Genomic DNA, 13,098 nt, shown 5'->3' on the forward strand with positions numbered 1-13,098 from the left:
CGATGACGGACGGATCAGGACTCGACGACTGCGGTGGCGGCGAATCGCGAGATATGACTGATCTCGCTCAGATGGCGGGCAGGCTCCCTGTTCGGGTCCAGCAGGTCGGCCATCCTCCCCATGCCGTCTGCCCTGCTGTACTCCTGCCACCGCAGGTAGTCGTCCTCACGGCGCCAGAGCGCTTCCACGACCACAGGAGATTCCGGAGACCGAGGGGTCAGCAGTGCCCCATGGACACAGAGGCCCATCTCGACGGCCTTCTCGATGACTCCTCGATCCTTGAAGTGCTGCACCAGATCATCGGTCTTACCTTCCCGAGGCCACAGCTCGAGGCGGCTGCGCAGAAGGCTCTGGGTTTCTCCGTAGTAGTCAGACACAGGCGTTCCCTCTCTTTCGTGGTGTAAGTCAACGGCCCGGCGGAGCGCGTCAGATCAAGGAGGTCTTGAAGTGGGACAGAAATGCCTGCAGCTCCGAGGAGCGGGCATCGGCGTTCCATCCCAGACGCGCTCGCACTTCCATCTCGGAGGCGATGAGCGGAACGAACCGGATACCTCCGAACGCCTCTTGGAACACGGAGAAGCTCAGAGGAATGATGGCGACGCCGAGCCCTGTGGAGATTGCCCCCATCTGGCTGAAGTAGTTCTCCTGCACGGACAGTTCGGGCGTCCCATGGGTCGAGATCCGAGGAGAGAAGTCCGCCTGCCGACAGGCGGTGATCACCGCGTCGTAGTCCGACGGCGAGACCTGCCGAGGGATGATGAAGAACGTCTCGTCGCGCAGATCCTCCATCCTCAGGCTCCGCCGAAGGGCAAGGGCATGGTCGTCCGGCACGACGGCGGCATACTCCTCGCGGAGGATGATCGCCGACTGGGCGCCGGGGTCGGTGGGCGGGGAATAGGAGATCACGACATCCAGCTGGTGGGAGCTCAGCTGTTCGTGCAGGGCTGCGGTCCGGCCCTTGCGCATGGAGATGTCGATCGCGGGATAGCGTCGGGTGAAATCTCTGATGACGCGAGTGACCGAACCCCAGAAGAGGCCCGGGACGATCCCCAGCCGCAGCCGACCCACCGTCGACGGGGACACCCCACTGGCCAGAGCGGTCAACTGCGAAACTTCGTCCAGCACCCGGTGGGACTGGTCGAAGACATGCTGACCGGCCTCGGTGAGAGTGAACCCTTGGGCCCTCCGATCGATGAGCTGGACGCCCAGCGTCTGTTCCAGCTTCTTGATCTGCTGGCTCAAGGCGGGTTGGCTGATGAAGAGCCGCGCTGCGGCACGCTTGTAGCTCCCCTCTGAGACCAGAATGAGGAAGTATTCCAGGCGCCGAGTCTCCATAGCGGGTCAGTCTAGGCGACCACATAGTCGGTCTCGCTGAGAGGTCGGCCGCGCCGGGCACGCTGCGCGACCGGGTCTGCGATGGGCGCCGCCTCGAGCAGTGTCTGCGTGTAGCTGTCCTGCGGGTTCAAGAGCACATCTGCGGTGGGCCCCTCTTCCGCGATCCTTCCGGACCTCAGCACCACTGTACGATGCGCCAGCGTTTCGACGATGGACAGGTCATGCGTGATGAACAGACAGGCGAAGCCGAGCTCGTCGTGCAGTTCGAGAAGCAGCTCCAGTACTTTCTGCTGGACGGAGACATCGAGCGCACTCGTGGGTTCGTCAGCCACCAGCAGAGCAGGGTTGTCGGCCAGCGCTCGAGCCAAGCCGATGCGCTGACGCTGGCCTCCGGAGAGTTGGTGAGGATACCGATGACGCCAGTCGGCCGGCAGCGCGACTTTCTCCAGGAGATCTCCGGCTCGCTCGTCGAGCTCGTAGCGGGACAGTCCCCGCCGACGGTACCTGAGCGGCGCGACGATCGAGCTGCCGATGGTTACCCGCGGGTCCAAGGAGGAAGCGGGGTCCTGGAAGACCATGGAGGCACTCGCCGCAGGACCTCGGAGGAGCTCTCCGTCTACCTCGACGGAACCTCCGGTGGATTTCTGGAGACCCACGGCGGCCCGACCGATGGTTGACTTCCCGGAGCCTGACTCTCCGACGAGAGCGACCAGTTCACCGGCCGCAACATCCAGCGAGACACCGTCGACTGCTCGGAACGGCTTGGTGATGAGGCTCCCACCGAACTCAATGGTGAGATCCCTGATCACCAAACGGTCGAGCCGTTCGTCGTCCAGCACGCCGCGCGGACCGCGACCGCCGAGCATATGACCGCGGCGCGGCACGCTGTCCAGAAGCTGGATCGTGTACGGGTCGTGCGGCTTCTCGAAGATGGGGACCACCTTGTTGTGCTCCACAACCTCTCCGTGCCGCATCACCACGACCCGATCGGCGATGTCCGCTACCACCCCCATGTCGTGGGTGATGAGCAGGATCGACATCCCTTGGGTCTCTCTGAGGCGATGCAGGAGGTCGAGGATGCCTGCCTGCACTGAAACGTCCAGCGCAGTGGTGGGTTCGTCCGCGATGAGCAGTGAGGGATCACCGGAGATCGCCATCGCGATCATGGCCCTCTGCCGCTGTCCACCGGAGAGCTGGTGGGGATACTGCTTCAGACGCCGTTCGGGGTCCGGCATAGCCACGGATTCCAGCAGTTCGAGAGAACGCCTCCGGACCTCATCCTTATCCAGTGCGCGGTGGGCGCGCAGCGCCATGGAGAGCTGCTTGCCGATCGTGTAGGCCGGATTGAGCGCTGTCATGGGCTCCTGGAAGACGACTCCCACAGAGGCTCCCCGGATCATGCGCATCTGTGGCCCGGAGAGCGACATGAGGTCCAGTTCGCCCTCGAAGATCGCAGAGCCTCCGCGGATCGCGGTCTCCGGGAGCAGATCCAACAGCGCCATCGCGGAGGCCGACTTCCCTGAGCCGGATTCCCCGACGAGGGCGACGATCTCTCCTCTGCCGATGGTGAAGTCGATGCCATCGACCGCACGGTTCGGCCCGTCGGCTCCGGCGAAGTCCACGATGAGGTCCTGGACGTCCAAGATCGGTGTGTGCAGAGTCATCGACGCTTCCTTTCCTGCGGGTCTAGCCATCTGCGCATCGCATCTCCGAGTTGGGTGAAGATCAGAATGCTGATTACGATCGCAGCGGCCGGCACCAGCAGCGCCTGCGGCTCGGCACCGAGGTAGCGCTGGCCTTCGGCAACCATCGCACCCCAAGAGGGCGTGGGCGGGACGATGCCGAGACCCAGGTAGCTCAGCCCCGACTCGAGCAGGATCGCGTTGGCGATGGTGAGGGTGAATTGCACGAGGATGGGTGCAGACACGTTGGGCAGGATGACCCTTACCAGGATGACCGGCACCGGGGCGCCGAAGAGACGTGCGGCGTCGACATACTCGCGCTCACGGATGGAAAGCACCTGGCCATAGGTGATGCGGGCGAAGGCCGGAGTGAAGAGGATCGCCAGCGCCCCGATGAGAGTCACCATCCCCGCGCCATAGAGCGTGACGGCGAAGAGTGCGAGCATCAGCGGAGGGATGGTGAGCACCACGTCCATGGCCCTCATGGTCACACCCCGGGTCAGGCCTCCAAAGTATCCACCGAGGAGCCCCAGCGTCACGCCTGCCACCATGGCGATGAGTGTCGCACTCAGGGCCGTGATCATCTCGACCCTCGCCCCGTGGATGAGACGTGACAGTATGTCCCGCCCGAAGGAGTCGGCCCCGAGAAGGTACCCTTCCGCTCCGATCGGAGCGAATCTGTGCTCCATGCTCTGCTGTGTGGGGTCCGCCGGACTGAGCCAGGGGGCGAACACCGCCAGGATCACGATGACTGCTGCGCCCGTCAAGGCGAGAACTCCGCGGATATTCCGACCCTTCGGAGCCTTCGGGGCGGCCGTGACGTCGGTGGGGTGTGCCATGGTCATGAGGTCTGCCTCACTCGGGGGTCAAGTACTCCGTAGAACGCATCCACCACGATGTTGATGAGGATGAACAGTGCCGCCGTGACGATGACCACCCCTTGGATGACCGGGTAGTCACGGCTGGCGACACCTTCGATCAGCAGCGAACTCAGGCCGGGCCAGTTGAAGACCTGCTCCACCAGAACGGTCGAGCCGAGCAGGGTACCGATACCTAGCCCCACGATGGTGGTCACCGGGGTGAGCGAGTTCCGGAAGATGGCCCGCCCGAAGACCTGGCGGTCCTTGAACCCCGCGGCCTTGGCAGTCCGCACGAAGTCCTGACCGGCGGTCTCCAGGATTGAGGCCCGGGTGATTCGTGCAATGACGGAGCTGAACTCCAAGGACACCGCAGCGGCAGGCAGCACGAGCAACTGGAGGTGTCGTCCCGGGTCATCACCGAATGCCACGTACCCTCCGGCCGGAAACCAACCGAACTCCAACGCGAAGATGTAGACGAGGAGGACACCGACCACGAACACCGGAATGGAGATCCCTACGGAGGTGAATGCGGTGATCATCTGGTCGATCACGCCTCCCCGCCGAGCGGCAATGGTTCCCATAGTGATGCCGATCACCAAGGAGATCGCCACCGCCAGCCCGACGAGGGACAACGTGTTCGTGAGTCGTGCGGCGATCATCTCCGTGACCCCTGTGCCCCGGAAGAAGGAGTTTCCGAGGTCGCCGGTGAACACGCCTACCAGATAAGAGAAATACTGCTCGTGAAGCGGGAGGTCCAATCCCAGCTCGGCCCGGGCCCTGGCGAGGGCCGCCTCGGAGACTTCTCCCCCGCTCTCTCCGCCGCTCAACAAGGTCCGCGCGGGATCGCCCGGCACCGTGTGGATCGCCCCGAACACCAACGTCACCACCACGAAGAGCAGCAGCACGCCGATACTCAGGCGCTTGAGCAGAAATCTACCCATCAAGCGTCACCTATCCTCAGAGAGATCGTCCGGTCACTCGGTGATCTCTGCGTCAGCCAGAGTCAGGGCCGACTGCAGGGTCAGAATGCCCGGCAGCACGGTGAACCCTTCCACTCGCTGGTTGTATGCATAGCCCTGATCCCGCTCGGTGAGCGGCACAGTAGGTGCTTCTTCCTCGAAGATGGCAAAGGCCTTCTCGTACGCTTCCCTGGCCTCTTCCTCGCTCTCTGCGGAGAGGCCCTGCTGGATGTAGTTGTAGAGCTCCTCATTGTCATAGCCCGCGCTGCGGCTGTAGTGCGGAGGGCCACTGACGATTCCGCTGAGCCACGACGGCTCCTGCACTGAAGGAGCGACCGAGCCGATCCCCATCTCGAAGTCCGCGTCAGCAGTCCTCTCGACATAGGTGGGCCAGTCAGGGAGATCCATCGTCACGTCGAGACCGATGTCCTGGAGATCCTGCTGCACAGCAAGTCCCACGTCCTGGACGAAGCTGTACTGGGCCGTCGCACTCAACGTCACCGAGAATCCGTCCGGGTATCCAGCCTCGGCAAGGAGCTCCTTAGCGTAGTCCGGGTCATACTCCCAGAAGTCTGCAGCGCCCTCGTATTCGTCCGGCATCAGCGGCAGACCGTAGATCGGTGCTGCGTTGCCCTCGAAGGCACCCTGCACGACATTCTCCCGACTGATGGCATAGGCCAACGCCTGCCGCACCAGCGGATCCTGGAACTCTTCGACAGTGTCGATGTTGAGGATCAAGGTCATCAGGGGGCCCGACCCCCTCTCCAGGACGAGAGCATCCTCGTCCTCGATGGCCTGAAACTGTTCCCAGGGAACGTAGTCGATGAGATCCACCTCGCCACTACGGAGGGCATTCGTGCGAGCAGTGTCGTCTGCGTAGTAGACCAGCTCCAGCTCTTCGAGGTTGACAGAGTCGGCATCGTAATAGCCCTCGAAAGGGGTCAACACAGTGCTGGTCCCTTCGTTGACCTGGTCAATCTGGAAAGGACCTGCCCCGACGGTATTGGGCTCGCCTTCGAGCGCCTGGTCAGGGACGATAGCGGCAGTGGCGTTCGCGACGAACTCCAAGAACGACGCGTCGTTGCCCTCAAGGTTGATGATGACCGTCGTGTCGTCAGGGGTCTCGATGTCGCTGATCCCAGAGAACGACTCGACCACGATTGCACTGTTATCAGGGTCTGCGTAGTGCTCGTAGGATCGACGGACGTTCTCACTGGTGAGCGGAGATCCGTCACTGAAAGTCAGACCTTCGTGGAGGGTGAAGGCAAAGGTAGCGGGATCGATCTCTTCCCACTCCGCCGCCAGGGCAGGAGCAAGCTCACCATTCTCATCCCAGGTGAGCAGACCCCTGTGGATCAGCGAGTTGATGGTGACCGCGAGGTTGCCTTGCGCCACACCGGCATCGAGCTCAGGGATCTCTCCACCGATACCGTAGCGCAGGACCTGATCAGCGACAGGGCCACTGTCGCCGCCGTCTCCTCCCGCGTCGTCGCCGGCGCAACTTGCGAGCAGCAGGCCTCCAGCAGTGGCCAGCGCCACCGCCGAGGACAATCGAGGGACACGTGATGTTCGAGACTCAGGCACGTTGTTTCCAATCTTCTAGGTGCGGTGACCCCCAGAACACCTGCAGTCCGGCGTATGGGTTAGGGACAGCCTCCAGCACGTTCAGCAGGAGTGTCCAATAACTTATATCCATGCAGGCCATAAGTCTTCGCATAACCACGAAGCTCACGAATCCCGCCTGACCTGCAGTTTTAATGAGTCCACTGGGCTATGAGAGTTATCTTGTGGCGTGCGTCACTTCTGTGACCCCCGTTCCACCAAGCGCCTGTGCCACGAGGAGCCTTCGGCCTCCTGACCTGGCGTCGCCCCTGCTGAACGTCGCGGCGACCACCAGTTCCGAGGCCGAGATAACCCGCAGTCCAGCACTCCATCCCGCACTGACGCGGAGTGACGCATACGCCCTGCTGGATCAGTATCCGTCAGATGACACACAACCACCGACGGCAGTCGAATCACCCGCCCTGGGACTGTGGTCCACGCTGGCCGTCTGGCATCACATCTTGTGATGCGCCTCCTCTTTTTTCACTTATTGAACACGCTTCCTTCACGATTAAAGATGGGGCCACCCAACGCCACCGCTTGCACTGCGGCGCCACCACCGGCGCCCAGAGCCGGACGAGGAGGATCGTGTGCGAACAGGACCCCACACACTCAAGACCAAGGTCATATGGTCGCTCATCATCACCTTCCTGGGACTGTCCCAGTTCCCAGGCGTGCTCTTCTTCCATGATGTCGCCGAGCCCAGGATCTTCGGCATGCCCTTCATCTACGGATACATCATCATCATCTGGGGACTCCTCTGCAGCGTCCTCCTCTGGGCGCACATCTCTCACTGGGGCCGCGCCCCACGCACCGCGACGACCGCCATTGGCACTCAGGACACCCAGGAGGGCAGAGGTTGATGAACACCCAGGAGATCCTCGGCATCGCAGCCATCGGTGGAGCCCTCGCGATTCCACTGGTCATCGGACTGATCGCCTCGCTGAAGGCACGTCCCACCACCAGCGACTACTTCGTCCAGGGACGAGCCATGGGGCCGATCGCCCTGTTCTTCACCGTGCAGGCCACGTGGTGGAGCGCCTTCGCCTTCCTCGGCTCCAACGCAAACTTCTACCTCTATGGACCGGCCTACTGGACGGCCGTCATCTTCAATATATTCTTCGGAATCATGTATTACTGGATCGGAAAAAGGGTTTGGTTTCACGGAAAGACAGGAAACTACCTGACGGCTCGTGATTTCTTCGTCGATCTCTACCGGTCACCTGGACTCGCCACGTTCATCGCTGTCATCCTTCTCGTCTTCTCCCTTCCTCACCTGCAGATCCAGCTGACGGGCGGGGCCTACCTCATCGACGTGGCCTCAGGTGGCACGATCCCGTTCTGGGTGGGCGGCCTGCTCTTCTACACCGTCATCATCGCCTACGTCTGGGCAGGAGGACTCCGCGCCATCGCCTGGACCGACATCTTCTACGGCGTCGGGATCTTCTTCGGGCTCATCGCCGCGGGCGTGTTCATCCTGGGCGAGGTGGGCGGAATGGGCACCATGTTCGACCAGATCGAACAGGTCCGCCCCGAGAACCTCATCCTCGGCGACGGCATGTGGATGTATTGGATCGCTCTGGCGGTCATCACACCGGTCGGTGCGCTCATGACGCCCCAGCTGTGGACACGCATGTACGCCGCGAGGAGCCCTCGATCGTTCGACCTGATGCCGTTCCTCTTGGGTCTCGTGGCGATCGCCTACATCGGAGCCCTGGTGATCGGCAATTCAGCAGTCCTCCTCGAACCCGACGTCGAGCAGCCTGACCACGTGCTGCCGATCATGCTCCTGGAGTATGCACCGCTCGCGCTGGCGCTGCTGGTCATCGCAGCGGGTGCCGGCGCTGCGATGTCCACGGCGAACTCCCAGGTCCACGCCATGGCGGCCAGCTACACGATCGACTTCCACAGCCGCTACATCCAGACGGACCTGCCCGAGCGGAAGCGCATCTGGGTCGGCCGCTGGGCGATCCTGGCCTTCTGCGCCATCGCCTATGTGATGGCCCTGTACATTCCTGGGCTGCTCATCGCCATCGGCCTGGTCGCCTACGCAGGACTCGCCCAAGTCATCGTTCCGACAGTGGGGGCACTCTTCTGGCGGCGTGCCAGCGTGGCTGGCGCGGCCTCCGGCCTGATCGTGGGAATCACCACCCTCGTGCTGTTCACGATCTTCCCGGCCCTGGTCCCCGGGCCGTTCAGCGTCCATGGCGCCGGCCTGCTGTCGCTTCTGCTGAACGTGATCGTCTTCATCAGTGTGAGTCTTCTGACGAAGCCACGAAGCTCCGACCTGCTCCTCAAGATTCGACGCCGCCAGCAGGATTTCGACGAAGAACGCTGGGACGACACTCCCACGGATCCGGAGACGTCTTCGGCCGCAGAGACGACGCCCAACCGCTGACGGATCACTGGGGCCTCCCCCGGGCGTCGACGACGATCGGGGGAGGCCCCAGTCGGCCCGCGCCGCGGATTCGAGACCTGAGGATCAGGAAGAGCACAGTCATGCACACCACCCGAACCGAACACGACCTGCTGGGCCCCCTGCCTATCCCGTCCGAGTGCTACTACGGCGTGCACACCGCCCGCGCGGCCGAGAACTTCCGCATCAGCGGCACTCCCATCTCCGCGTACCCGGGCCTCATCAACGCGCTCGCAGCTGTGAAGCAGGCCGCCGCCTACGCGAACCATTCGCTCGGAGGCCTCAGCGCAGAACGCGCCCACGCCATCGAACGCGCGTGTTCTGAGATCCGGAACGGCAGCTTCCATGACCAGTTCGTCGTGGATGTGCTCCAGGGTGGTGCAGGAACCTCGACCAACATGAACGCCAATGAGGTCATCGCCAATGTCGCCCTCGAACGGATGGGCCTGAAGAAGGGCGCCTACGAGAGCCTTCATCCTCTTGAGCACGTGAACCTCGGCCAGAGCACCAACGACGTGTACCCCACGGCACTGAAGATCGCTCTCCTGCACGAGCTTCATCTGCTCCGCCGCGCCATGCGGGATCTCGCGAGCAGTTTCCGCAGGAAGGCTCAGGAATTCTCACATGTCCTGAAGATGGGAAGAACACAGCTGCAGGACGCCGTGCCGATGACTCTCGGACAAGAGTTCTTCACCTACGCCGTCATGCTCGAGGAAGACCGCAGCAGACTGGTGGAGGCCATAGATCTGCTGTCCGAGATCAATCTCGGCGGGACAGCCATCGGGACCGGACTCAACACCCATCCCGACTACCCCGAGCTCGTCCGCTCCAAGCTCTCCGAGCTGCTCTCCGCCGAACTCCGCACCGCTGAGAATCTCATCGAAGCGACCCAGGACGCCGGCGCGTTCGTCCAACTCTCCGGCGTGCTGAAGCGTGTCGCAGTCAAACTCTCGAAGACCTGCAACGACCTCCGCCTGACCTCATCCGGACCTCGAGCGGGGTTGAACGAGATCAACCTTCCGCCCGTTCAGGCAGGGTCGAGCATCATGCCGGGAAAGGTCAACCCGGTGATACCTGAGGTCGTCAACCAGGTGGCCTACGAGGTCATCGGCAACGATGTGACGGTCACCATGGCAGCAGAAAGCGGACAGCTCCAACTCAACGCCTTCGAGCCGGTGATCGGCTCCAGCCTCCTGCGTTCGCTGACACATCTCACAGCAGCCTGCAGAGCCCTCGATGAGAAATGCGTTCAGGGCATCACTGCCAATGAAAGAGAACTGCGTGACACGGTTCAACGATCGATCGGACTCGTGACAGCACTGTGCCCGCACATCGGATACACCCAGGCGTCGCTCGTCGCACAGAAGGCACTGCGCTCCGGGCGCACCATCCCGGAGACGGTCGTCGACGAAGGTCTCATGACCCGAGAGGCCCTGGATGAGCTGCTCCTTCCCCGGAATCTCACCGGCCCGCCCCCAGACCCCGACGCACGTGTCTCCCCCGCTCTCGGGTGACGTCACGCAACGCGGCGATCGATGACACGCCCCTCACCGCGGCCTCTGCGAGACCAGCTCATCTCCGCCTCAGCACCGCCAACGGGATCCGCCACCGGTAGCGCAGCGCCAGCAGGCGCAGTCCGAAGACCAGCAGCGCCACCGCGACGGCGGTGATGGCACTGAACAGCCCCGTCTCCAGCAGCAGTGCGGTCGCCCCGGCACCCAGGAAGGCGGGCGCGGCGTAGACGCCCTGCGGGTTGAAGATCTGCGGCACCTCATTGGCCACCACGTCCCGCAGTGTCCCACCGCCGACGGCGGTCGTCACCCCCAGCAGCACCGCAGCGATGGGGTTCAGTCCCACCTCATGGGCGATGGTCGCGCCCATGACGCAGAACAGCGAGAGACCCAGTGCGTCGAAGACCAGCAGGGTGCGCCGCAGCCTGTCCTCATGGATGAGCCGAATGAACACAGCCACCACGGCCAGCACCACGGGCACCAGGTACTGCGGGGCTGAGAAAGCGTTGGGCACCCCCGCGCTCAACATCAGGTCCCGAATCACTCCGCCTCCGAGCCCGGCGAGGCTGGCCAACAACAGTGAGCCCACCAGGTCGAATCCTTTGCGCGCCGCCAGCAGCGCCCCGGAGACGGCGAAGGCGAAGGTGCCCACCAATTCCAGGACGAGGACCACCGTGGTCATCGACATCGACCCAGCCCCGCTCAGCTCTGCCGCGCGCGACGTTCGAGGTGCTGGTCCCGGCTGGTCTGGGCGTGCTCGACGACCAGACGTTCCACCAGCTCCTCATCCCGGGAGGCGAGTGCCTCGAACAGGCCACGATGCTCCTGGGCGACCACGAGCAGGTCATCGTGCTGACTGAGCATCCAGCGCACCCGAGACTGGATGGTGCCCCACAGCTCCTGCAGGTGAGCGTTGTCCGCCAGCTCCACCACCGCAGAGTGGAACGCCGCCGCAGCTCGGTGAGCGGCGACGTCGTCGCCGGCCTGGGCCGCGGCCTCCCCGTTGACCAGGACCCGTTCGAGGCGTGCCAACCCGGCGACGTCGTGGCGCCGGGCGGCCGAGGTGAAGGCCAGGGTGTCCAACGAGGTGCGGACCTCCTCCAGCTCGCGGACGTCCCGGTCGGTGAACTCGCGCACGATGGCCCAGGTCCGAGGCCGAGGTGTGATGAGACCCTCGGCGGCCAGCAGACGCAGACCCTCCCGGACCGGTACGCGGCTCACGCCGAGCTCGGCGGCCAGCTCGCGCTCCACGAGCCGGCTGCCGGGCGGGCGCTCACCGTCGATGATCTGTTCGCGCAGCCGGGTGGCCACGCGCGTCGTCTCGGACTCTCTGGTCTCTGGCTCGGCCATGGATCTCATTGTTCCACTCCCCGTCTGCTGGGCCCGCCTCCGGAATGCTCGTCTCCACGATGCCCGGCTCCGCGCCGGCCGACTCCGCCGACCCACCCGGCGGCGGCTCATCGGGTGCCACCTCGTCGTCCAGCGAGTCGGGCGAGGACGCCCACCAGGCCACGACAGCCATGGCCAGCGCCAGCACGATGAGCCCGATCAGCGGCACGGTCCAGGTGCCGGTGCGCTCCAGAACCACACCGATGGCCAAGGGGCCGACAGCGGCGAAGACGTAGCCGCCGGACTGGATGAAGCCGGAGGCCCGTGCCGTGACCTCCGGGTCCCTGGTGCGGGCGGTGATCAGCGCCAGCGCTGAGGGGAAGGAGAATCCGCCGATGGCCAGGCAGACCGCCCACAGCCACGGCGCGGTGGTGGGAGCGATCAGCAGGCCGGTGTAGCCGACTGCGGAGATCAGGCCGTAGCCGATGAGCACACTGCGCACGTGCCAGCGGCGCACCACGATCTGTGGGGCGATGAACCCGCCGGGTATGCCGCCGGCGACGACGATCGCCACCATGGCGCCCGCGGCGACCGGGTCCAGGCCGGCATCGCGGTAGATCCGGGCGAGCCAGCCGAAGACCGTATAGGCGTGGAGGGACTGCAGCCCGAAGTAGAGCAGCAGGATCCAGGCTCCGGGCGAGGCGGTGATGCGGCCGACGGCCCCGGAGGCTCCGCGGTTCTGGGCGGAGGCGGCCGGCACCCCGCCCAAGTGCCGCAGGGTCGCCCAGATGATCAGGGCGATGAGCGGCAGCCCCGCCCACACACCCAGGCCCAGGCGCCAGCCGCCGACATGCTCGGCCAGGGGTGCGGTGAGCAGGGCTGGCACGGAGGCGCCGAGCCCCAGGCCCACCATGAAGACGGTCACCGAGACCGCCTGGCGGTCGGGGAAACGCGCTTTGGCGAAGACGGGCAGCACCACGTTGCCCATGGCCATGCCGGCGAGCGCGAGCGTGGTGAACGCCGCGAAGCTCCACCAGCTGTCCACCAGCACCCGCAGCCCGAGCCCTGTGGCGATGGCGGCCGCACAGATGGCCAGCGACCAGAACAGGCCCAGCCGACGCAGCAGCAGGAAGGAGATCGCACCGAAGACCACGAAGGCAGCCCCCGGCAGCGCGGTGAGCAGTCCAGACTGCCACCCCTGCAGCGCGAAGGCGGCCTCGACGTCGGCCAGCACGGGACCCAGCGAGGTCGCGGCGGGGCGCAGACACACGGCCAGCAGCGCCAGGGCGAGGACGGCGAGGGCCGTCGCGCCCCGTCCGGGTTGCGCGTCAGTTCTCATGCCGGCCTCCTGATCCTGTCATCTGAACATCGTGCCACTTCTTGTTTGGTATACCATAATACCTG

At 64.4% G+C, this 13,098-nt stretch carries 12 protein-coding genes and 1 pseudogene; 3 read left to right on the forward strand and 10 right to left on the reverse strand.

The features are described 5' to 3' along the window. Positions 1 to 14: 14 nt before the first annotated feature. From ACYVKI_RS14805 to ACYVKI_RS14835, 7 genes and pseudogenes are all read right to left on the reverse strand, one after another. Positions 15 to 377, reverse strand: coding sequence for a hypothetical protein (locus ACYVKI_RS14805; RefSeq protein ID WP_460691133.1), 363 nt, complete (start codon positions 375 to 377; stop codon positions 15 to 17). Between the two features lie 49 nt (positions 378 to 426). Then, positions 427 to 1,335 carry a LysR family transcriptional regulator gene (locus ACYVKI_RS14810; RefSeq protein WP_460691134.1) on the reverse strand — a complete coding sequence of 303 codons (909 nt, stop codon included), beginning with the start codon at positions 1,333 to 1,335 and terminating at the stop codon, positions 427 to 429. Between the two features lie 11 nt (positions 1,336 to 1,346). Continuing rightward, on the reverse strand, positions 1,347 to 2,999 hold the full coding sequence (locus tag ACYVKI_RS14815) for a dipeptide ABC transporter ATP-binding protein (protein ID WP_460691135.1): 1,653 nt from the start codon (positions 2,997 to 2,999) through the stop codon (positions 1,347 to 1,349). Next, the gene (locus tag ACYVKI_RS14820; RefSeq protein WP_460691234.1) at positions 2,996 to 3,601 is read right to left on the reverse strand and encodes an ABC transporter permease; all 606 of its coding nucleotides are present in this window, start codon (positions 3,599 to 3,601) and stop codon (positions 2,996 to 2,998) included. Before ACYVKI_RS14820 ends, ACYVKI_RS14815 begins: the two co-directional genes overlap by 4 nt. 96 nt (positions 3,602 to 3,697) lie before the next feature. Further along, positions 3,698 to 3,862, reverse strand: a pseudogene (locus ACYVKI_RS14825) (hypothetical protein); the annotation flags it as partial. Beyond that, entirely contained in the window at positions 3,859 to 4,818 is a 960-nt protein-coding gene (locus tag ACYVKI_RS14830) for an ABC transporter permease (RefSeq protein ID WP_460691136.1), read from the reverse strand. The gene ACYVKI_RS14830 and the pseudogene ACYVKI_RS14825, both read right to left, overlap by 4 nt. Positions 4,819 to 4,851: 33 nt before the next feature. Then, complete coding sequence (locus tag ACYVKI_RS14835) at positions 4,852 to 6,375, reverse strand: ABC transporter substrate-binding protein (protein WP_460691137.1); 1,524 nt, start codon at positions 6,373 to 6,375, stop codon at positions 4,852 to 4,854. A gap of 653 nt (positions 6,376 to 7,028) precedes the next feature. Between ACYVKI_RS14835 and ACYVKI_RS14840 the strand changes: the two genes are divergently transcribed. From ACYVKI_RS14840 to ACYVKI_RS14850, 3 genes are all read left to right on the forward strand, one after another. Beyond that, positions 7,029 to 7,301 carry a hypothetical protein gene (locus ACYVKI_RS14840; RefSeq protein ID WP_460691138.1) on the forward strand — a complete coding sequence of 91 codons (273 nt, stop codon included), beginning with the start codon at positions 7,029 to 7,031 and terminating at the stop codon, positions 7,299 to 7,301. Then, positions 7,301 to 8,836, forward strand: coding sequence for a sodium:solute symporter family protein (locus ACYVKI_RS14845; protein WP_460691139.1), 1,536 nt, complete (start codon positions 7,301 to 7,303; stop codon positions 8,834 to 8,836). Before ACYVKI_RS14840 ends, ACYVKI_RS14845 begins: the two co-directional genes overlap by 1 nt. A 101-nt stretch (positions 8,837 to 8,937) precedes the next feature. Continuing rightward, positions 8,938 to 10,368, forward strand: a complete 1,431-nt coding sequence (locus ACYVKI_RS14850; protein ID WP_460691140.1) for an aspartate ammonia-lyase — start codon at positions 8,938 to 8,940, stop codon at positions 10,366 to 10,368. Positions 10,369 to 10,426: 58 nt separating this feature from the next. Here ACYVKI_RS14850 and ACYVKI_RS14855 read toward each other — a convergent pair whose 3' ends face one another. The 3 genes from ACYVKI_RS14855 to ACYVKI_RS14865 are packed head-to-tail and all read right to left on the reverse strand — an operon-like array spanning position 10,427 to position 13,033. Beyond that, positions 10,427 to 11,053: a trimeric intracellular cation channel family protein gene (locus ACYVKI_RS14855; protein WP_460691141.1), complete on the reverse strand. Its 627-nt coding sequence runs from the start codon at positions 11,051 to 11,053 to the stop codon at positions 10,427 to 10,429. A gap of 14 nt (positions 11,054 to 11,067) precedes the next feature. After that, the gene (locus ACYVKI_RS14860) at positions 11,068 to 11,715 is read right to left on the reverse strand and encodes a GntR family transcriptional regulator (protein WP_460691142.1); all 648 of its coding nucleotides are present in this window, start codon (positions 11,713 to 11,715) and stop codon (positions 11,068 to 11,070) included. Beyond that, positions 11,639 to 13,033 (reverse strand): MFS transporter, encoded by a 1,395-nt coding sequence (locus ACYVKI_RS14865; RefSeq protein WP_460691143.1) that lies wholly within the window; start codon positions 13,031 to 13,033, stop codon positions 11,639 to 11,641. The genes ACYVKI_RS14860 and ACYVKI_RS14865 overlap by 77 nt, the downstream gene beginning before the upstream one ends. Positions 13,034 to 13,098: the final 65 nt, after the last annotated feature.

The organism is Nesterenkonia suensis (assembly GCF_054782935.1).